The organism is Alphaproteobacteria bacterium, from assembly GCA_002869105.1.
Lineage (GTDB): Bacteria > Pseudomonadota > Alphaproteobacteria > UBA7879 > UBA7879 > UBA7879.
Genome location: PKTP01000007.1, coordinates 38276 through 59584 on the forward strand (window position 1 = coordinate 38276; position 21309 = coordinate 59584).

The following is a 21309-nucleotide window of genomic DNA, read 5'->3' on the forward strand; positions in this document are numbered from 1 at the left end:
TTACATGACAGCAGAAAAGCAACCATTTGAAGACTCTCTCAAACAATTAGAAGAAATCGTCACGAAAATGGAATCAGGGGGCCTCTCTCTGGAAGATTCCATTCAACTTTATGAAAAAGGGATGGCACTCAAAAAGCTCTGCCAACAAGACCTGGAAGCGGCCAGCCTTAAGATTGAAAAACTCAATCTAAGTGCAGCCCCCAGCTCACAAGAAAACGCATAATTACATAACCCATAAATATAAATATCATGCGTTGTTTGCTTCTATTTCTATCAGCTATGCTGTGCACTCGTGCTCTTGTACACAGCTATCCTTTTGACCCGTTAACGGAACAGCATTTTGAAGACAATTTACGTTCCCTTAAAAAACAGGTCAAAATCCCGGAAATTCAAGGCGCCATTACAATCTATCTTGAAACCGATCAAAAGCGTTATAACCTGCATCAAAAAGTGGTGGTGTTTTCTAATTTTGTCCATGAAGCCTTGCTGACAATCAATCATTTCGTTCAAACAAATCCCCTCTATGACGCATTTGAAAAAGATCAAAGCCATCCCATTACTCTTCTTGAAGAAGATCCAGAGAGTGATAAAGCCAGTCACGCAGCACTGGCTTTCCTCCAGAGCCACCAGGATGGGCTCCCCTTCCAGAGCACATTAAGAGAGGGGTCACAAACCCTCATTCAGATGCTTTTAAAGAGTTGCAGTTTTTTAAAATTCCAGAAAATCCTAAAAATATAGCAAAAAACCTTCGTAGTTGGCAGTCATACTTAAAGACACTTGCTCAAAAACAGTTTGATCAACGTCAACGAGCATTCATGGACTTTCCTGAACATGTTCAATCACTCTTTCAATCGCCACAAGACATGGTAGACGCCACACCGAAGCTAACCCGATACCCTTGCCGATTTCATGTCTATAACAGAATATATTGGTCAACAAAACTTAGAACTCGACACAATGTTAGTGGAACTCAATATCCACCTAGAAATATTCTGCTCTCAACTACAAAGAGTTTCAAAATTTTCTAATCTGTCATGAGGCTTCATCACAAACACTTAACCATAGCACCTGATTCACCATGACATCTCAACATCTTAAAACGCTTGGAGGGGAACGTATGAATAACAGAAAAATAGATAAAACATTGCTTATTGCTGTTTTGATCATTCTTTTTGGGCCTAACGTCCAAGGTTATCCGCTCACAGCTGATGATTTTGATGAGAATGTGAGAAACTTGTCAAAGTGGGGAAGCAGTAATCATTGGATTGAAAGCGCCGCCAGACGTTATAAAGTTGAAGTGGTAGATACGTATTACTTTAAGCCACAACATCTTGAAACTAAAATACAAACCTTTGCGAGCTATATTAATGTTTTAATAGGTGAATGCCAAACAACGGTTTGTCAAAACCCTCATCAAAGCTGCTTCTTTAAAACACCGCTTCCCCCCATGCCCGATGAAGAATGTCATAATTTATTTGCGTTTGATGACATCGATTTTTTCGCTGAAACACCCCCGCCTTCTTTTAAAGAAATCATAAAGGATTGTCAGATAAATTTAGGGAAGATCGTCAATCAAAAGCCCATCAAGAAGAAGCTTGAGACTTTAAAGAACGTCTTAATGACCTTTGATGAAAAGCATCAAGCATTTGAGTTTTATTGTTACAAAAATCCCGAGGCCTTTAATACCAGTTTTTCATAAGCGAAACAGGGTTTTGAGGGTAAAAATATCATCTTGACCTTTTTGTCCCTAGCACAACGCTCAACTTTTTCCTGAAGAGAGATCTTTACACGTTTTTGTCTTCCATCGTTGCTCACATCGTTTTATAAATTTTATTTTACTGACTTAACTGCTGTCTCTGTCAGCGGCGTTAATACAATCAATAGCTTTGTCATTAACTCCCTTACAATTACCAACTTCACTTGTAAAACTAAGCGTAAGACCAGAGTAATGGTACGCAACACAAGAATCATAACCCGCATCCTGAATACACTTTTTTACTTTTCCAATTGTTTCTTTTTGGTTGGCTCCCATCACACAACACATCGGTAGCAATAGCGCGATCGCTAAAAGGGTTTTTCCATTAAATAATTTAAATATAATCTTGTCTCCCATCGTTGGTCACATCGGCTCTTGAGGCGGGGATCATCCCTGGCCCCTCTCCTGCTGATGTCAGGTAGCACCCTGACTTTTGGTCCCAAATTCTTTCCATGAGCACCCTATATCCCTGCTTACTTATTACATTAATGCAAAACACGGACAGAGACAAGAGCGCCGGTGAAGCATGTCAGGGCCTACGGTTAAATGCGTTTGAACAAAATTATAGGAAGAATATCAACAACCAGACTCTCTTAAAACCTGTTTGCTAAACCAGGGGAAGTACAGAATCAATACCGTTTCCTCTAGTGATATTAATTCATCCTGTTGTCTTATATGAAAGAGCCAAAGTACATGTCCTCCCTATCCCTGAACCAAACTCACCATGACCTCGGGGCGTTTGCCAATCAGTTGTTTCAAAACATACTGAGTTGCTCTTTGCAGCCGCTCACGCAGTTTTTGGTCACTGACATTTCCTTGAGCAGTGATCTGGGTGTAGGCATCCATCGCTGCTTCATGAACCCGATCCGTGCACTCTTGGTCTGTCACCAGGCCGCGGAACATCACCTGAATCGGCAGCGCCAAAACACCCTCTTCTTCCTGAACCACTGTTAACACCACCAGGCCATTTTCCGAGAGCCGCTGCCGCTCATGGATCGCTTGGTGATCGGTTGCAATCAGCTGATCACCGTCCAGGAATAGCCGGCCACTTGGCACATCCTGAACCACGTCCACTGGGCCAGGAGAGAGACGCACCAAGCTGCCGTTTTCACAGATCACAACTTCCGGCACACCGCATTTTTTTGCCAGCCTCCCATGCTCCACCAAATGGCGCAGCTCACCATGAACCGGGATGGCAATTTGGGGGCGCACCCATTCGTACATTTGCACCAACTCTTCCTGGCTGGGGTGCCCGGATACGTGAATGTCATGATGGTGTTGGGTAATGATATGGCATCCTTGGCGAATCAATTGGTTTTTAAGCGCACCAATTTTCTTTTCATTGCCGGGAATCACCCGAGACGAAAAGATCACCACATCACCCTCTGACAAACTCAAATCCGAAAAAGTATCGTTGGCAATCCGTTTTAGAGCTGCCCGTGCCTCTCCTTGGCTGCCGGTACAAATCACCAACTTTTTTGAATCTGGAATTTTCCGGGCTGCTTTCGGCGTTAAGAACTCGGGAATATCTTTCATATAACCACAGTGGCGCGCTGCCATTTCCATCCGGTTCACAGATCGCCCCGCTGCCACAACTTGTCGGCCATTTTCCAAGGCAGCCCGGGCAATGCTTTGCATCCGCGCCACGTTAGAGGCAAAGCAGCCAACATAAACTTGCGACTCAGGATACTTAGCAATGGCTTCCCGCAGCCCCTCTAGTACCTGCTTTTCCGAACCCGATTCTTTGTGATTAAACACATTGGTGGAATCACAGACCATGGCCAGCACCCCGTCATCACCAATTTTTTTCAAGGCGGTAATGTCGGTGGGCTCTCCCAGCAGCGGGTCGGGATCAATCTTCCAATCACCGGTATGAAAAATAGAGCCAGCAGGTGATTTAATCAACACCCCATTCGGCTCCGGAATTGAATGGGTCAATCGCACCATTTGCACATCAAACGGGCCAATATTTTGATGGCCGTCTAGATCAATCACATTGACTTCAACCTGACCGGCTAAGCCTGCATCGCGCAATTTTTCATGGATCAAATGCGCCGTAAATGGCGTTGCATACAGCGGGCATTGCAATTGGGGCCACAAATACGGAATCGCCCCGATATGGTCTTCATGGGCATGAGTCAACAGCAAGCCAACCAACTTTTCTTTTTGTTTGGCAATGAACTTTGGGTCTGGCAAAATCACTTCCACACCCATGGTATCATTAAAGCTCACGCCCAGATCCACCATCAACCACTGATCATCATAGGCATAGAGGTTTAAGTTCATGCCAATTTCAGCGGCCCCACCCAAGGGCAGGAAATACAATCCTTTTTTATTTTGCTTCGTCATCGTTGTCCTTTATAAATTTGATCATCATCACGTATGGTTTGTTGTAGCGAGACATCCCCCGCTGAAAAAATCTCTGAAGAGCCATCTTCAAGCTGACACAGCAAAAAACCTTCTTCATTAACACCTTGATAGCAGCCCTTATAAACTTTGTCACCTTTAACAACCCGGACGGATACGCCTTTTGTCCATGATCTTTCAAGCCACGCTGTTCGCAAAGCATCAAAGCCCTGATCCATCCAAAGATTGAGATGTTTTTCTAAAGATTGCGTCAATCTGGCGCCCATTTCCATCACCGTCACATCCACGCCAAAAGAAGCCAATCCATTGGGCTGTGAGAGGTTCACCCCCATCCCCACGCAATAAATACCCGGCTCTACGTGTTCAATCAAAATGCCGGCCATTTTTTGCGTTCTGATGAACACATCATTGGGCCATTTAAGTTGATAATCCACGCCCAACTCTTCCAGCACACGTCCCAGAGCCAGCCCGGCAATCAGAGATAATTGATGGCTTTGCGGCAGCTGTCCCTCGGGCACCCGCACCAGATAACTGACATACAGCCCTCCCAAAGGCGATAACCAAGTCCGGCCCCGACGGCCCCGCCCAGCGCGCTGTTCTTCCGCTTGAATCACTGCCAGCAGCGGTCTTTGTGTTTTTGTTGTGAACTGGTCTTTCTGCGTGGCCCAAATCTGGGCGGCTACATCCATGGTTGATTGGACGGACGCAAACTGAAATAGGGGCGCAGATGATGAAAGACCAGGATCTGTTGAAATGGCATTCTCTAAAGTCATGGGGTAATGCTACCAGAACTCGCCATAAAAATCCTGCAAAAATAGCAGTTGATCTTACTTATTGGGGACTCCCCAAATGGCCAGAGCTCATCTCTTCAGGGGGGCAGAAATATATATAACGAATCAGGCGCAGCGAATAAAAAGCGCTCACAACCGTCATCATCACCAAAAACACAGCCAGCCACAGGTACTGTTGCATGACTAATATCGACAGCACCCTTAGCTTCCCAAAAAAAACGGGCAGCGGTGGCAGTCCCATCAAAGACACCAGCGCCACAGCCATCCAAAATGCCTGACGGGGATGGGTTTGCGCCAACCCTGACAAATCTCGACACTGGTCAATTTCTTCCCCTTCTTTATCTTCTAAGAAAATCAGAATCTTCCAAACAACCACCAAAGACATAAGATAGACCCCAAGGTAGAAAAGGCCACTAATAGTATTAAAGTTAGTCACCCACATCCACGTGAAGGCGATAAACCCCATATGGCTAATGCCACTATAAGCCAACAACCGTTTCAGATTTTTTTGCCAAAGGGCTGCAAAGGACCCAACCAGCACCGATAAAACCCCCACCGTGCCAAAGATATAAGGCCACAAACCGTTAAAAAAAGTGTCCAGCGCTGTTACAAGACCAATCATAGCTCCCACCGCCGCAATTTTCATGGATATACTGATATAGGCTGCTTGCCGAACCGTGCAAGCTTGATAGACATCCGGCAGCCAAAAATGAAACGGCACCAGTCCGAGTTTAAACATCAGCCCCACCAAAACCAAACAAACGCCGATTAAAAATATTGGATTTATCTGCGCCTCTAGTAGACCTGGATACGAGAGAGAGAGCCCTCCACAAAAAATCAAGGCCATCCCAAACAGCATTATGCCAGACGCCAAAGCCGACAGCACAAAATATTTGAGCGCTCCTTCCAACGCCCTGCTATTATCCCGGCGTAAAGCAATCCACGCCAACACTGGAAAGGTTGCCAATTCAATGCCTACATAGAGCGTCATTAAATGGTTTGCCGAAACCATGGTCACCAACCCCAACACCGACAGCAGAATGAAGACAAAAGATTCCGGCTCATCGCGGCACCGCTTAGGACAAACTGCTACCCCCACATTGTCGCTAAAATCAATACGGTTAACATCATTGCTATAGGTGTTTTGTCGACAAACGGCGCCGGTATGTAAAACTTGGTGGGCATCTGTATGTAAGAAATCAATACAATGAACGCCAAAGGGGAAAAGTAGATCTTCTCATACGGCATCGACCTCTTAAAAGCAATCAATACAACTGCAATCAAGGCAAAGCCAGCTAAAAAAATCTCAACCATAAATGGTATAAAGGCTGTCGTCATGCATCCCTCCGTTTTGGATCACTACTTACTGCTTTTGCCCTCATCCACTGCTGATGGATTACTTTGGTGCTGGCTTCAATCGGCTTCAAGATCAAGGATGAACACAGCCCCAAAAGCAAAATCAACCCCGCCAGCGGCCCCAGGATTATCTTTTCCCTGAAGGATAGTTTTGGCAACTGCGGTGCCGCTCCATGAGCAGGTCCAAACATCACCCCGCTATAGAGCTTCAAGCTATAAATCGCTGCTAAAATCAACCCCATGGCAATCCCCGCAGCCCACAGCGGGTGAAGGCCATAAGCGCCGATAATCACCAACAACTCGCCGACAAAGCCACTGGTTCCCGGTACGCCCATACTGGCGCAGGTCAACACCATAAAGCCAACTGCCAACAGCGGCATCGCCTTGGCCACTCCGCCATAATCTTTTATCTCCAAACTTTGGGTGCGCTGATAAAGCAAGCCCACCACAAAGAAAAGACCTGCCGACACCAAGCCATGGCTGATCATATGAAAAACCGCGCCGGTCAGACCCCCCAAGCTTGCCGAGAAAATACCCAAGGTCACCACCCCCATGTGGGCAATGGAGGAATAGGCCACCAGTTTTTTCATATTGGTTTGGGCCAGCGCCACCAGGGATGCATAAATCACCGCCACCACACTTAAGGCCATTATCACCCACCGCCACTCATAGCTCGGCACCGGGGCATACGGCAGCATAAAGCGAATCAAGCCATAGCCGCCCATTTTCAAAAGCACACCCGCCAAAATCATGGAGACCCCAGTCGGCGCCTGCACATGTGCGGCCGGCAGCCACGTATGCACTGGCCACATCGGCACCTTCACCGCAAACGAAGCAAGAAAACCGATGCCCACAACAAGTTGAATCTCTGCTGTAAACGGCAACATATCCAGCATCTGATTTTCCGCTACGAGAGAGGCATGATAAAGGGAAATAATCCCAATCAACATCCACACCGATCCAGCCATGGTATACAGGAAAAACTTGATCGCCGCAGCCACCCGGTCTTTGCCCCCCCAAACGCCAATTAAGAAAAACATCGGCACCAGGGTCGCTTCAAAAAACACATAAAACAAGAGGGGCGGATACACCAAGAAAGAGCCAAGAATTAAGCTCTCCAGCAACAGAAACAAGGCCAGATATCGATGAATATTCTTTTCAGGCCAACAGGCAGAGCGGCACCAAAACCGTTGTCAGCAGCACGAAAAAGATTGACAGCCCATCAACGTATAGCAAGGGAATACGATTCCATAACTTACAAACTCCCTGCATCTCACTGCTGGAAAAATCAAAGAAAGCACATAGAATCAGCGACCACACCAAGGTTGCCACACTAAATCCCACGGCCGTTTTTTGAGCCGCGGTTTCGCTCTGGAATCGCCATAGCATCAGCGTCAAGGCGCCCGCAAACGGCAAAAAAATCAACAGAGGCAAAAGTATAAAATTCATCACCCTCCTCCTCTCATCATCCAAATCAGGGGGATCGCCAGAATCCCCAGCATTCCTAGAATCATCCACAAGGCATAGCGATACAAATATCCCGATTGAAGACGACAGATCCAACCACTGAATCGTTCACCCCGCGGCCCACACCTTCTGGCCCCCAATGGTCAATAACAGCCTGATCTGACCAGCTTAGCCAACGCCCCACCGCTAAAATCGGGTGAACAAAGACTTTGTGATATCGCTCATTAAAGAAAGCCTGGGCAAAGAGAACCCGCCCCATCTTTGAGCGCAGCCACCGATCATTTAAGGCGCGCCACCAAAATGCTGCAAAAGCAGTCAACGTTGAAAGAACAACCACCACACTCACTAGCAGAGAAACCCAAGGGGCTTGATGCACCCGTTCCAACCGCAGGGCCAAGTCCCCAAAAGATATCACGCCCTGCCAGAGTGCGCCCTCACCGACAAACCACGGCTTCAACAACGCCCCCAAGCCAAGGGCTGCCGCAGCCAACGGGAGTGTTGGCAGCCACATCTTCCACAAATCCGTCCGCTCGCGGGGGGCAGCCTTGATATCCTGCGCTGTTCTTGTCGGTCCATAAAACACCAAAATCATCAAGCGCCACGCATAAAGCGCCGTCAGCGCCACCGCCACCAGACCGCCATAATAAAGCCAGGGCACCCAATCCCTGTTGCCCCGGATATGCCCAGGCCGCCTCCAGGATCAAATCTTTCGACACGGCCCCAGAAAACAGCGGCATCCCCACCAGCGCCAACGTTCCCATCAGCATCACCCCATGGGTAATGGGCAGCTGTCGCCGCATCCCACCCATACGGGTTATGTCTTGGACATGATTCGATTTTGTAATCACGATGCCGGCGCCCAAAAACAACAAGCTTTTGAAAAAGGCATGAGTGATCAAATGAAAAAACGCCAACCCATAGGCCGATACCCCAATGGCGATAAACATAAAGCCCAATTGGCTACACGTTGAATAGGCAATCACCCGCTTCAGGTCCGTTTGGGCCAAAGCAACAGACCCTGCCAGCAGCGCGGTGAGCACGCCCACCCCGACGATCACAGATCGCACCAGCTCACTCGCCTCAAACAATGGGTTCAACCGAATCAACAAAAAGACACCCGCCGTCACCATCGTGGCTGAGTGCAGCAGCGCAGAGACCGGTGTTGACCCTTCCATGGCATCTGGCAACCAAACATGAAAGCCAAACTGCGCCGATTTTGCCATCGCCCCCACCAACAGCAGCAGGCACACCCCTTCAAACTTTGGGGATAGCGCGTGAATTTGCACAGCACCGGGTGCCAGCAAATCTGCATAGCTTACTGTTCCAAACATTGTGAACACGCCCCCTATCCCTAAAATCAGAAAAAAGTCACCGATTCGATTGATCCAAAATGCTTTCAAGGCAGCTGTGCGCGCCGCCTGCTTGGTATACCAAAAACCAATCAAAAGGAAGGAGGCAACGCCAACCCCTTCCCAGCCAATGAACATCTGTCCCAGATCAGCGGCCGAGACCAACAGTACCATGAAAAAAGTAAACACATTCAACAAGCAGGCAAACCGGACAGCGCTGGGATCCTTTTTCATATAACCATAGGCATAGCCATGCACCACTGTTGAAATCACGGCCACCACCATCATCATCGCAAAAGCCAAGGCATCTAATCGCAGGGCAAAGTCAGAGGATAAACAAACACCCGCACCTACGCGAACATGAAGCCAGGTCCAAAAGGATATAACGCTTGCTGTCCCAGGCGTAAGGCCAAACCACAACGCAGCTGTGGCTCCTCTCGAAAGAGCAACCGCGCCGGTTGCCACCCCATAAACAGCTGCCAACGAAAGACGCCGGCCCCACAGCGCCAATCCAGCGGCACTGAAGACGGGGAGAAAAAGGGCGATAAAGGCTAAAAGTTTAATCATCCGCGCATCTCCCGCAAGGTGTCAGCCGAAATGTTTTTGTGTTTTCGAAAGATCAACATCAGCAATGCTAAACCAATCGCTGCCTCGGCCGCGGCAATCGCCAATACCACCAAGGCAAAAATTTCACCACTCACCAATCCCGCATATCGGGCAGCCGCCACCAGTAAAATCGACACCCCCAGCAGCATCACTTCCAGGCAGAGCAGAATCAAAATCAAATTGCGGCGATTTAAAAATAATCCCACAGCGCCGATGGTAAAAATCATCAAACAGAGCCCCACAAAATGCCAAAGGGTAATACTCATGGTTGCCGCCTTGGTTTGGTTTTCACGGCCACCAACTGCACACGTTCATCGGCTTGGCAGTCCAGCTGCTGGTCAATCTGTTGTCGTTTCACCTCTTGGCAATGCTGTTGCGTCAAGGCGATCGCCACCACCATCGCCACCAACAGCACAAGCCCAACCAGTTGAAAGATATAAAAATAATCGGTATACAGCACCGCGGCAATCGCCTGTACATTGGTCAACTGCTCTGGTTGGGGCGGTAGCTACACCAACCCCTGTTTGCCTACATCGCCCCGCCACACATACAAAGCAGCTTCAACCCCAATTAACCCAGCCACGGCCAGCGCTCCTGGCAAATACTGTTTCAGGCCCGGTCCCGTGGGGGCGTTTGAGGTATCCAGCATCATGACCACAAACAAAAACAGCACCGCCACCGCCCCCACATAGACAATCACAAACATCATCGCCATAAACTCAGCGCCGATCAACACCAGCAAGCCTGCCGCGTTGAAAAAAGCTAAAATCAACAGCAGCACACTGTAAACCTGATTGCGGACGCTCACGACTCCCGCACAGGCCAGGATCAACACCAAAGAAAATAAATAGAACAGAAAATCCATAAATGTCATCATTACCCTCGCCTATCGATACCGCGCCTCCGCTTCTATCCGTTTCGCCAGTTCACTTTCCCACCGGTCGCCGTTATCCAACAGCTTTTGTTTGTCATACATCAGCTCGGCGCGGGTGTAGGTGGCAAACTCAAAATTAGGCTCTTCAACAATGGCATCCACCGGGCATGATTCTTGGCACAGCCCGCAGTAAATACATTTAATCATATCAATATCATAGCGGGTGGTGCGCCGGCTGCCCCATCCGGTTTAATTTCGGCCTCAATGGTAATCGCCTGCGCAGGGCACACCGCTTCACACAGCTTACAGGCAATGCACCGTTCTTCACCATTTTCATAGCGCCTCAGGGCATGTTCGCCGCGAAATCGCGGGCTAATGGGGCTTTTTTGATACGGGTAATTAATCGTCACTTTTCGTTTAAAAAAGTATCGCAGCGTCATGCCCAATCCCGAGAGAATCTCCATCAGCAACAGCCGTCTCATTGAGCCTTTTTTCATCATCCCCCAAACCAGTTAAACGTTAATAAGACGGCCGCTGTTAGAACCATCCAGCCCAAACTAAGGGGCAAAAATACTTTCCACCCCAAGCGCATCAATTGATCATAGCGAAACCGCGGCAAAGTTGCCCGCACCCAAATAAAGAAGAACAGCACCATCGCCACTTTCAGACCAAACCACATCGGCCCGGGCACCCACTGCCACACAGACCACTCAAACGGTGGTAACCAGCCGCCTAAAAACAGCACCGTTGTCAGCGCACTCATCAAAATCATGTTGGCATATTCGCCCAAAAAAAACAGCGCGAACGGCATGGAAGAATACTCAACATTATACCCCGACACCAATTCTGCCTCTGCTTCCGGCAAATCAAACGGTGTTCGGTTAGTCTCGGCCAAGATGGATATCAAAAACAGCACAAACATCGGCAGCAGGGGCACCGCGAACCACACCCGTTTTTGCGCCAACACAATATCGGTCAAATTCATCGATTGCGCGCACAGCAGCACCGTCATCACAATCAAGCCCAGCGAGACTTCATAAGAAATCATCTGTGCTGCCGAGCGCAAACCACCTAAAAACGCATAGCGGGAATTACTGGCCCATCCGGCCATAATAATGCCATAAACACCCATGGAAGAAATCGCCAGCAAGTATAAAATCCCCACATTGATGTTGGCAAATACCAGGCCAGCATCCACCGGAATCACCGCCCACGCCATTAGGCTCAGGACAAACGTTATCATCGGCGCCAAGTAAAACAACACCTTATGGGCCTGCCGGGGCAAAATTGACTCTTTAAAAAACAGCTTCAAGCCATCGGCCAGCGGCTGCATCAACCCAAAGACCCCCACTGCTGTTGGCCCTTGGCGCAACTGCATCGCGCCAATGATTTTGCGCTCAAAATAGGTCAAATAGGCAACCGCCAGCAGCAACCCCACCAGCGCTAAAATAATCTGAATCGTCAGCACCACAAAATCTGGAAGTGCCGCCCCCCAGGTTTGTAGCAGCGCAATCATTGTCGCTCCTCTTCTTCAAACCGCTCTGCACGCTGTTTGTTGTGGGTGCACGCCGCCATTAATGGCGACAAACGGCTGATCACATTGGTTTGATAAAAATTTTTCAGGGGTGATGTCACACAGGTTCCAGCAGCAACTGCTGGCGCACTCTCTGGCAAAGCCCCAACGGTCCGGGGCTGAAACTCTCCTGGTTTCAGGTAAGGATGCTGGGCTTGCAAATCACGTCGCACCGCTTCCAATGAATCAAAAGCATCCAGGCCCAAAGCTTGCCCCAGTTGATGCACCCACATCCACACGGGCTTGGCGCTCCCCACTAGCGCTACTGCTTGATGGCTCAACTGCACCCGCCCTTCGGCATTGACAGTGGTGCTTTCTTTTTCATGGTAGGCGGGGGTTGGCAAAATCACATCGGCCGCGGCCGCTCCGGCTTCGCCATGAGAGCCCAGATAAATCATCTGGGTTTGCCCCAATGCGTCAAAAGGCATCTCATCACAGCCTAAATTGATCAGCACGTCACCCACCCCAGCTTGAAGTTTTTGCTGCAAGGTTTGCCCGTCCAGGGTCTGCAGTCCCAAATCCAGGGCGCCCACCCGGCTGGCTTCCAGCGGGAGATAGTTAAAACTTTGCCAAGCCGGCTCTGTGCCTTTAAACACCTCAGCCAATCGCCGCACCTGATGATAAATCGCCCGGGCTTGATCGTGGTGTTCGATCGCTCCACTAACGCATATCAGGGGTTTTTGCGCCGCCTGCAATGCTTGAATGAAGGGATGATCCAATGTCTCCAACGTATTAAGCGCCGCCAAATCTTCGCCCAAGTGATCATAGTCATAGGTCAAATCAACCGCGTCGCCAAGAACGCCTACTTTTAACCCCTGATGCACAATTTCTTTTCGAAGGCGGGTATTCAACAACGGCGCTTCCGTGCGAGGATTGGCCGCCACCAACAAGCACACATCGGCGTGTTCCATTTGGGCCAGCGGTGTATTAAGGCAATAACTGCCCCGCCCCTGTTGCGGCACCCACGTGGAAGTTGGCGCACTGCAAAATGTGTTGATGTTTAACGCCTGGCTTAATTTTTTAACGGCATGCATCGTTTCCAAATCAACCATCGGGCCCAGCACAACAGCCATACGTGTTGGATCCGTCTGCTGCATCATCTGCGCTACCCGTCTGATCGCTTGATCCGAGGCACAAGGCTCAAGGCCACTTTGTTTGTTGAGCCGCTGATAAGCCTGATCTAATCGCTGCAACCGCAAAGCATCGTAACTAAAGCGCGCTTTATCCGTAATCCAGGTTTCGTTCACCGCCTCATTGGGCGCAGGAACAATTCGCATCACCCGGCCATCTCGGGTATCAACGCGCAGATTACTGCCGATGGCATCATGAACATCAATGCACACCGTATGATCAAACTCCCACGGCCGCCCCTCAAAAGCATAAGGTTTCGCGGTCAGCGCGCCCACCGGGCAAACATCAATCATATTGCCCGACAGCTCCGATGCCACCGTTTGCCCCACCACCGTCATGACCTCGGTATCTTCACCGCGGCCCAAACTGCCTAATTCGGGCACCCCGGCAATATCTTTCCCAAACCGAACACAGCGCATACAGTGAATACAGCGATTCATGATGGTTTTAATCAACGGCCCCAGATCGGGATTATCCACCACGCGTTTCGGTTCCCGGGGCCGGCTTTTCCCCGCACCATAGGCCAAGGTGATATCCTGCAAATCACATTCTCCTCCTTGATCACAGACCGGGCAATCCAACGGATGATTGATCAACAGAAATTCCAGCACCCCTTTGCGGGCATCGTGTACCAAGGGTGTGTTGGTATAAACCGTCATCCCTTGAACTGCTGGCAATGCGCAGGATGCCGCCGGCTTGGGAATAGATCCAATTTGCACCAAACACATGCGGCAATTACCGGCCACTTCCAATTTGGGATGGTAACAAAACACGGGCACTTCCACCCCCAGCTGCTGACAGGCCTGAAGCACGGTTGTGCCGACTGGCACCTCTACCGGACAGTCATTAATTGTCAAGGTCAAGGTGGCTTGGCTATCCGTCATGCGTGCATCCGTTCATCGCGGTGATAAATTTCAATTCGCCTCTCTAATTCCGGGCGAAAGTGGCGAATCAATCCTTGAATCGGCCAAGCAGCAGAATCGCCCAACGCACAAATGGTATGGCCTTCAATTTGCTTGGTCAACTGGTAAAGCGTATCAATTTCATCGATGCTGGCTTGACCGACAATCATGCGGTTGATGATCCGCCACACCCAGCCCGTTCCTTCGCGGCAGGGGGAACACTGACCGCAACTTTCGTGCATGTAAAATTTTGACAATCGGGCAATGGCGGCCACAATATCCGTGGATCGATCCATCACAATCATCCCCCCTGTGCCAAGGCCACTTTCAACCGCCCGCAGGCTATCAAAGTCCATCAACACATCCTCACAGATTTCTTTCGGCAGAAGCGACACTGAAGATCCACCTGGAATCACCGCCAGCAAATTATCCCAGCCGCCGCGCACGCCGCCAGCATGAGTCTCGATCAACGTACGCAGGGGAATGCCCATTTCCTCTTCCACCACACACGGTTTGTTGACATGGCCAGATATACAAAACACTTTTGTCCCGGTATTGTTGGGCCGTCCCAGGGCAGCAAACCACCCGGCACCCCGTCTCAAGATCGTTGGAATCGCTGCCAAGGTTTCCACATTGTTCACCAGCGTTGGACAGCCATACAAACCTGCCACTGCAGGGAAAGGCGGTTTCAAGCGCGGCAGGCCTTTTTTGCCTTCCATGCTTTCAATCAACGCTGTCTCTTCGCCGCAGATATACGCCCCCATCCCTAAGTGGATATGCACATCCAGCGGCCAGCCACTGCCACAGGCATCCGGGCCCAGCAGTCCTGCTTGATAGGCCTCGGCAATCGCGTGCTCTAACCGACGGCGCGGTTGTTGTTATTCACTGCGGAGATAGATGTAACACACCTTGGCGCCAATGGCCCGCGCGGCCAGCACGCATCCCTCCAAAAGCTTATGGGGCTCGTGTCGCAGAATCTCTCGGTCCTTACAGGTCCCCGGCTCACCTTCATCAGCATTGACAATCAGATAAACCGGCTGATCGCTTTGCTCTGGCACAAAGTGCCATTTCATCCCGGTAGCAAAGCCAGCGCCGCCCCGCCCGCGCAGACCTGAATCACGGACTTGGTCTAAAATCCAAGCCGACCCTTTCTTTAAAAAATCTTTGGTCTGGTGCCAATCCCCACGTTTTTGAGCTGCCGTTAATATCCAGCTCTCTGACCCGTTCAAATTGGTGAAAAGACGATCCTTTGGATTCAGCACGGTTCTTCCTTCCTATCATCATTTTCACCCTGCTTTTGAGATCCTTCTTCAGGGATGTCTCCATCCGCCAACCGCTCTAAAATATGACGCATCGATGACGGCGTTAAATCCTCATAGTAGGCATCATTGATATACGCCACCGGTGCATTGGCACAAGCGCCCAAACACTCCACCTCTTGAATGGTGAACATCCCATCATCAGTGGTTTCACCCGCTTCAATGCCCAACCACTTTTCACAAGTTTTCATAATCTTACCACTGCCACGCAGGGCGCAGGGCGTGGTTCCACAAATCCGCACCATGTATGTGCCCACCGGCTTGATGTTAAACAAACTATAGAAAGTTGCCACCTCCCACACGCGTATTTCTGGCATCTTCAAAAAATCGGCGACACACGCAATCGCCTCGATAGAGAGCCATCCGCCATTTTGGCGCTGGACCAAATCCAAAATCGGCATCACCGCACTGGGCGACCGATCCGCTGGATATCGTTTTAAAATCACCTGCGCTTGCTGAAGGGTCTCGGCGTTTAAAACAAAAGGACCCGCGCTCATCCCAGCATACGCTGTCATCGATCCACCTCCCCAAACACAATGTCCCTCGATCCCAAAATCGCGCTCACATCCGCTAACATGTGCCCTTTGGCCATAAAGTCCATGGCTTGCATAAAGGCAAATCCCGGCGCTCTGATTTTACAGCGATATGGTTTATTGGATCCATCCGAAACCAAATACACGCCAAACTCGCCTTTGGGGGCTTCAACACACGTGTATGTCTCCCCAGCAGGCACATGATATCCTTCGGTATACAGTTTAAAATGGTGAATCAACGCTTCCATGGACTGCGCCAATTCAGCCCGTGGCGGGGGTGAGAGTTTGCGATCCAAACATTTCACCGGCCCGTCTGGCATTTGCGCCAAGCATTGGTTAATGATTTTCAAGCTTTCCAGCATTTCCATCATCCGCACCAAATACCGATCATAACAATCGCCTTTTTTCCCCACTGGAATATCAAAATCCATATGCTCATACACATCATAGGGCTGCTCTTTACGTAGATCCCAAGCCAACCCGGATCCCCCGCAACATCGGTCCGGAAAAGCTCCAGGCCAGCGCTTCTTCTTGGCTCACCACCCCAATATCCACCGTTCGCTGTTTGAAGATCCGGTTGTCGGTCAACACCGTCATCATATCGTCAATCAAGCGTGGAAAGTCTTGAGCAAACCGCCCTATATCATCCAGCAGCTCTTGTGGCACATCCATCGCCACGCCACCTGGGCGAAAATAGGCCGCATGCATCCGCGATCCTGAGGCGCGCTCATAGAATTCCATCATCGCTTCACGTTTTTCAAACGCCCATAAGAAGGGTGTCATCGCCCCCACATCCAAAGCAAACGTTGTCACATTCAAGAGATGATTGAGTAAACGACTCAGTTCAGCAAACAGCACCCGCAGATATTGACCGCGCAGCGGCACCTCAACGCCCATCAGCTTTTCCACCGCCAGGGCAAACGCATGTTCTTGGCACATGGGAGAGACATAATCCAACCGGTCAAAGTAGGGCAGCGCTTGTAGGTAAGTTTTGGTTTCGATCAGCTTTTCAGTCCCGCGATGCAGCAGCCCTACATGTGGATCGGCACGCACCACCGTTTCACCCTTCATCTCCAGCATCAATCGCAGCACGCCATGGGCTGCGGGATGCTGGGGTCCAAAGTTGACCACGTAATTTTCCGGATCGCTGGGTGTCAGCGGGGTATGATCCAAGCCCTTAACCATGTCGCTCCTTTTCCTCTGCAATTATCTTTGCAGGTAAAACCATCCCTTCGGATATAAATATCTTTGCAGGAACAATCATCCCTTCGAATGAAGAGCCAGTAAAGCCTGGCTCCTTTTTTTAACCATGTTCTTTTTCTCCGGCGCCGTCCTCATCGCCCGCGGGTTTGTCTTTATCAAAAAGCTGGCCTATTCCTTCCCACGGGCTTTCAAAATCATACTCACGAAACTCTTGCTGCAACGCCACTGGTTGGTGCACCACTTTTTTCTGCACGTCATCATACGCCACTTGGTAATATCCGGTCACCGGAAAGTCTTTCCGCAGCGGATGCCCCTCAAAACCATAATCTGTCAGCAGGCGGCGATGATCGGGATTACCCTCAAATAAAATACCGAACATGTCCCACGCCTCACACTCCCACCAACACGCACTTGGATACAGATCCACCACAGACGGCACAGACGTCTCGGGCGCTGTCTCCGTTTTCACCCGAAGGCGTAATCCTGTTTGATGGCTCAACAAATGATAGACCACCTCAAAGCGCATCTCTCGATCGGGATAATCCACAGCGGTCACATCAATCAGCTGCTCAAAGGAAAAGCGAGGATCCTTTTTTAAAAACGAAATCGCCTCTGTTAACGTTTCCGGTGAAACCCAAACAGTTAATTCATCAAAGGTATATAAATACCGCTCGAAAAGAGGCTGTTTTTGATCAAAAAGAGCGCATTTTAACGCAAAAAGGGGGGTGTTTTGCTTGAAATTAGGCATCATTTTGACCGTTTATAATACCCTTTTGCTTGGATTTTTCGCTTGAGTTGCATAATCCCATACAGCAATGCTTCCGCTGTGGGCGGGCATCCTGGCACATAGACATCCACCGGAACGATATGGTCACAGCCCCGCACCACCGAATACGAATAATGATAATAGCCACCGCCATTGGCGCATGATCCCATGGAAATCACCCAGCGTGGCTCTGCCATTTGATCATAGACCCGGCGCAAAGCCGGCGCCATTTTATTGGTCAGCGTCCCTGCCACAATCATCACATCTGATTGGCGCGGGCTGGGCCGGAACACCACCCCATACTTATCCAAATCATAACGACTGGCCGCGGTTTGCATCATTTCAACCGCACAGCACGCCAAACCAAAGCTCATCGGCCACAGCGACCCATTCTGTGCCCAAGTCACCAACTTATCGATCTGCGTAACAAGGAATCCCTCTTTATCCATATGGTCCTGAAACACCTTGATTGGCTCTTGATAAAGCGCTTCATCTAAGCCTTGATTTGTTGGGTTCATGACCACTCCAACGCTCCCTTTTTCCATTCATAAACAAATCCAACCGTCAACGTGGTTAAAAAGAGAAGCATCGACAAAAACCCCGGCCAACCTAAGCTTTTCAAGGCGATTGCCCACGGAAACAAGAACGCGATCTCTAAATCAAAGACAATAAACAGCAACGCGATCAGATAAAAACGAATATCAAACTTCCCTGTTTTCTGAGAAATCGGCTCAAAACCACACTCATAAGGGGCGCATTTTTCAGCGTCAGGGTTACGTTTGGCTAACAACGCAGACGCGATGATGATCGTTGCTGCCAGCCCCCCAGCAACACCAAAAAAAAGCAGAATTGGTAAGTATTGATGTGCCATGATGACCCTGATTAAAAACAAATTAATAGTAGCACAGCAAAAAAAAGGATGCCACTTTTGAAAAAGGCATCCTTTGTAAACTTTATAGGAGTAGGCAGTTTAAATTATTCTTTGTATCCAGGAATGTATAAACATTGTGCAGGCATAATTACAAAGCGTCTTACGGGTCTTTCATAGGCTAAAAATTTATTCATTCTTTGATCTGCGAAAAAAAGAGGGTTTTTAATGAATTTTTTTCTTTCTTCAAATTGAAAACCAAATGTATCCCGAATTGCCTCTGGAATATCTAAAGCATCCATACTTTCTAAAAAATCTTTAATATGTTTTGGATATTCCATCCTAAATTTAAATTGATAAAAAACAAAGTGATGAATGTTGTGAACCGCTATTATTGCTTGTGGATCTTCTAATAAACTGAACTTGACACCACTACCATAAAAACCGGGGTTAATTTCCGTTCTTCCCGGGCCCCTACCATCTATACTTATTAACTCATTAAGCTTAATAGCACATTCAAGATCATTTTTGGTTGCCTCAAGTACAAGATCTAAAAAAGATTTAAAGCCTTCAACGGTTAGCTGACTCTGATCAGGTTTAGAGCAGAATGTATTGCTCAAGCTTCTTATGGAAAACTCTATCCAATCTCTACTTTTGATAGACTTATCTAGAATATCGCTATATCCTTTTTTATCTGGAAAAAACGGATCTTGAACACTAATTGACCCGTCAGCTAACGCTGAAGAAGAGCCCGCTTGGTCTTCAACATCATCGCCTGGTCCAGAAATTGCCATAATTGGCAAAGTTATAACGACGACTAAAAGTGACATCATAAGTTGTTTTTGAATAAAGGGCATTTTTGACTCCTATATTATTAAGTTAAAATTAATATAGTTCTTTTTTTAATTTTTCAAGTAAAAGTTATATTTAGAGTAAAATCTTATCGCCACCTGAATCATCTTCGTTTATATTTTTAACTAAAGAGAGCAAAACTGATCAGGCGCATTCAAGAGTTAAGTACAATACCTTGGTTAAAAAAAATAGCTTATGTTGGGATCTTTGGGTTACCACCTCAAAATACATAAAGAAATTATTTCTTTACTTCTATTCCTTAAGTTAATCCTAACCTACCTACTTACTTCCACTATGCATTTTTCCTTTGCAAAATTAAAAGTAGAAATTGATTCATCATAATTACACCTAAGAAATAATCAGTCCACCCTTTATCCAAGTCTCAGGAGTAGGAGGAGTCGAAGCAGGACTATAGGGAGTGGGGTCATAGGAAGCATTCTTCTTCGATCCGTTGAGATTACACATATCTTTGTAAGGGATGCTACTCCATGCGTGTCCTAAGTTTCATCCTTTATTAAAGACAGCTAACGCTCTTAGGAGACCTCTTCAGGAAAGAAAATGTTTAGTCTCTTCAGAAACAAAAGTCGCAACGTACTTAAATCCTGCTTTTTCATAGACATGTCTTGCACGGGGATTGTCCACAGCAGGATCAATCAAAAACACATCTGATGTCGGATCAACATCGCTTTGAAAAAATGTTATAAAGCTCTGTAATGTCCTAGCACCATATCCTTTTCCGACATACGCCGGATTCCCAATCATGTAATCAATACCATAGGTGGTGCCGGTTTTAGATAAATGCGCCAGCTTAATGCTGTCTACAGGATCACCTGGCCCCGTTAGAACGGTCATAATAAGAGCAAAGGGAATGCCATCAGCCATGCCCAGCCAATAGCTGAACTTTCCTCCAAAATACTCTGATGGGGTCGGCCGTCCCTGGGCGAAATTGATGATATCCTCTCGATGTGCTTGGCTGCTATCCCAAAACGTGCACACGTGTGGTTCTGCCAACCAAGAGAAAACCAAAGGAATATCAGCCGTGCATACGGATCGGAAGTTAAGGTCACTCATTTAAAGCCTATTTTTCAAACAATACAGGATAAAAAAAGAGGCCTCAAGGCCTCTCTCAAAAGATATATCAATTTTGTGATGCGTGATGCTTACTTCTTCTCAGCTGCTTCAACTTCTTTTTCTTCAGACTTAGGCCCTGTTCCAGTGTTCCCTTTAGCAGACATATCACGGTCAACCAATTCAATCAGAGCCATGGCCGCATTATCCCCTTGGCGAAATCCAGCTTTCAATACACGAGTATATCCACCTGAACGCTTTGCGTAGCGCTCTTTAAGGCTTGTCAAAAGTTTTTCTGTTGCCATCCCGTTGCCAATTTTTGAAATCAATTGACGGCGTGCATGTAACGTCCCTTTAGCACCCACAGTGATCATACGTTCAACATATGATTTAAGATCTTTTGCTTTTGGCAACGTCGTCCGGATCTGTTCATGCTCAATCAAAGATTTAGCAAGATTGTTCATCATCGCCATTTTGTGGCTTGAATCTCGTCCAAATTTACGTCCTTTTACATTATGGCGCATAGCG

At 48.3% G+C, this 21309-nt stretch carries 22 protein-coding genes and 4 pseudogenes; 3 read left to right on the plus strand and 23 right to left on the minus strand.

Annotated elements, in window-relative coordinates; genetic code table 11:
• Positions 1 to 4 precede the first annotated feature (4 nt).
• The 3 genes from xseB (at position 5) to C0582_03185 (ending at position 1699) form a co-directional block, all read left to right on the plus strand.
• Complete coding sequence (xseB, locus tag C0582_03175; GenBank protein PLX29554.1) at positions 5 to 223, plus strand: exodeoxyribonuclease VII small subunit; 219 nt, start codon at positions 5 to 7, stop codon at positions 221 to 223.
• A gap of 56 nt (positions 224 to 279) precedes the next feature.
• Positions 280 to 738 carry a hypothetical protein gene (locus C0582_03180; protein ID PLX29555.1) on the plus strand — a complete coding sequence of 153 codons (459 nt, stop codon included), beginning with the start codon at positions 280 to 282 and terminating at the stop codon, positions 736 to 738.
• Between the two features lie 340 nt (positions 739 to 1078).
• Complete coding sequence (locus tag C0582_03185) at positions 1079 to 1699, plus strand: hypothetical protein (GenBank protein PLX29556.1); 621 nt, start codon at positions 1079 to 1081, stop codon at positions 1697 to 1699.
• A gap of 144 nt (positions 1700 to 1843) precedes the next feature.
• On the opposite strand, the gene C0582_03190 is transcribed toward C0582_03185, so the two are convergent.
• The 23 genes and pseudogenes from C0582_03190 to C0582_03300 all read right to left on the minus strand — a co-directional run bounded on the left by C0582_03190 (position 1844) and on the right by C0582_03300 (position 21305).
• Complete coding sequence (locus C0582_03190; GenBank protein PLX29557.1) at positions 1844 to 2113, minus strand: hypothetical protein; 270 nt, start codon at positions 2111 to 2113, stop codon at positions 1844 to 1846.
• A 345-nt stretch (positions 2114 to 2458) separates the two neighbouring features.
• Positions 2459 to 4105: a hypothetical protein gene (locus tag C0582_03195; GenBank protein ID PLX29558.1), complete on the minus strand. Its 1647-nt coding sequence runs from the start codon at positions 4103 to 4105 to the stop codon at positions 2459 to 2461.
• Positions 4102 to 4896 carry a biotin--[acetyl-CoA-carboxylase] ligase gene (locus C0582_03200; protein PLX29559.1) on the minus strand — a complete coding sequence of 265 codons (795 nt, stop codon included), beginning with the start codon at positions 4894 to 4896 and terminating at the stop codon, positions 4102 to 4104. Before C0582_03200 ends, C0582_03195 begins: the two co-directional genes overlap by 4 nt.
• A 58-nt stretch (positions 4897 to 4954) precedes the next feature.
• Positions 4955 to 6013: a hypothetical protein gene (locus tag C0582_03205; GenBank protein ID PLX29560.1), complete on the minus strand. Its 1059-nt coding sequence runs from the start codon at positions 6011 to 6013 to the stop codon at positions 4955 to 4957.
• Positions 6004 to 6252: a hypothetical protein gene (locus tag C0582_03210; GenBank protein PLX29561.1), complete on the minus strand. Its 249-nt coding sequence runs from the start codon at positions 6250 to 6252 to the stop codon at positions 6004 to 6006. The genes C0582_03205 and C0582_03210 overlap by 10 nt, the downstream gene beginning before the upstream one ends.
• A complete protein-coding gene (locus C0582_03215; GenBank protein PLX29562.1) occupies positions 6249 to 7421 on the minus strand; it encodes an NADH-quinone oxidoreductase subunit M in 1173 nt (390 codons plus the stop codon). Before C0582_03215 ends, C0582_03210 begins: the two co-directional genes overlap by 4 nt.
• Before the next feature lie 7 nt (positions 7422 to 7428).
• Complete coding sequence (locus C0582_03220; protein PLX29563.1) at positions 7429 to 7719, minus strand: hypothetical protein; 291 nt, start codon at positions 7717 to 7719, stop codon at positions 7429 to 7431.
• Positions 7720 to 7780: 61 nt separating this feature from the next.
• Complete coding sequence (locus C0582_03225; protein ID PLX29564.1) at positions 7781 to 8194, minus strand: hypothetical protein; 414 nt, start codon at positions 8192 to 8194, stop codon at positions 7781 to 7783.
• Entirely contained in the window at positions 8172 to 9653 is a 1482-nt protein-coding gene (locus C0582_03230) for a hypothetical protein (protein ID PLX29565.1), read from the minus strand. Before C0582_03230 ends, C0582_03225 begins: the two co-directional genes overlap by 23 nt.
• A complete protein-coding gene (locus C0582_03235) occupies positions 9650 to 9958 on the minus strand; it encodes an NADH-quinone oxidoreductase subunit NuoK (protein ID PLX29566.1) in 309 nt (102 codons plus the stop codon). The genes C0582_03230 and C0582_03235 overlap by 4 nt, the downstream gene beginning before the upstream one ends.
• Positions 9955 to 10566: pseudogene (locus tag C0582_03240) on the minus strand (NADH-quinone oxidoreductase subunit J). Before C0582_03240 ends, C0582_03235 begins: the two are co-directional and overlap by 4 nt.
• A 12-nt stretch (positions 10567 to 10578) precedes the next feature.
• A pseudogene (locus C0582_03245) lies at positions 10579 to 11066 on the minus strand (NADH-quinone oxidoreductase subunit NuoI).
• Entirely contained in the window at positions 11063 to 12082 is a 1020-nt protein-coding gene (locus C0582_03250) for an NADH-quinone oxidoreductase subunit NuoH (protein PLX29567.1), read from the minus strand. Before C0582_03250 ends, C0582_03245 begins: the two are co-directional and overlap by 4 nt.
• The gene (locus C0582_03255) at positions 12079 to 14154 is read right to left on the minus strand and encodes an NADH-quinone oxidoreductase subunit G (GenBank protein PLX29568.1); all 2076 of its coding nucleotides are present in this window, start codon (positions 14152 to 14154) and stop codon (positions 12079 to 12081) included. The genes C0582_03250 and C0582_03255 overlap by 4 nt, the downstream gene beginning before the upstream one ends.
• Positions 14151 to 15434, minus strand: a pseudogene (locus C0582_03260) (NADH-quinone oxidoreductase subunit F). Before C0582_03260 ends, C0582_03255 begins: the two are co-directional and overlap by 4 nt.
• The gene (locus C0582_03265) at positions 15428 to 15988 is read right to left on the minus strand and encodes an NADH-quinone oxidoreductase subunit NuoE (protein ID PLX29800.1); all 561 of its coding nucleotides are present in this window, start codon (positions 15986 to 15988) and stop codon (positions 15428 to 15430) included. Before C0582_03265 ends, C0582_03260 begins: the two are co-directional and overlap by 7 nt.
• A 14-nt stretch (positions 15989 to 16002) precedes the next feature.
• Positions 16003 to 17209: pseudogene (locus C0582_03270) on the minus strand (NADH-quinone oxidoreductase subunit D).
• 118 nt (positions 17210 to 17327) lie between these two features.
• A complete protein-coding gene (locus tag C0582_03275) occupies positions 17328 to 17975 on the minus strand; it encodes an NADH-quinone oxidoreductase subunit C (protein ID PLX29801.1) in 648 nt (215 codons plus the stop codon).
• Positions 17975 to 18511: an NADH-quinone oxidoreductase subunit B gene (locus C0582_03280; GenBank protein PLX29569.1), complete on the minus strand. Its 537-nt coding sequence runs from the start codon at positions 18509 to 18511 to the stop codon at positions 17975 to 17977. The genes C0582_03275 and C0582_03280 overlap by 1 nt, the downstream gene beginning before the upstream one ends.
• Positions 18508 to 18864, minus strand: a complete 357-nt coding sequence (locus C0582_03285; protein PLX29802.1) for an NADH-quinone oxidoreductase subunit A — start codon at positions 18862 to 18864, stop codon at positions 18508 to 18510. The genes C0582_03280 and C0582_03285 overlap by 4 nt, the downstream gene beginning before the upstream one ends.
• Positions 18865 to 18968: 104 nt before the next feature.
• Positions 18969 to 19718, minus strand: a complete 750-nt coding sequence (locus C0582_03290) for a hypothetical protein (GenBank protein ID PLX29570.1) — start codon at positions 19716 to 19718, stop codon at positions 18969 to 18971.
• Positions 19719 to 20259: 541 nt separating this feature from the next.
• Positions 20260 to 20784: a GNAT family N-acetyltransferase gene (locus C0582_03295; GenBank protein PLX29571.1), complete on the minus strand. Its 525-nt coding sequence runs from the start codon at positions 20782 to 20784 to the stop codon at positions 20260 to 20262.
• A gap of 89 nt (positions 20785 to 20873) precedes the next feature.
• Positions 20874 to 21305 carry a 50S ribosomal protein L17 gene (locus C0582_03300; GenBank protein ID PLX29572.1) on the minus strand — a complete coding sequence of 144 codons (432 nt, stop codon included), beginning with the start codon at positions 21303 to 21305 and terminating at the stop codon, positions 20874 to 20876.
• Positions 21306 to 21309 lie beyond the last annotated feature (4 nt).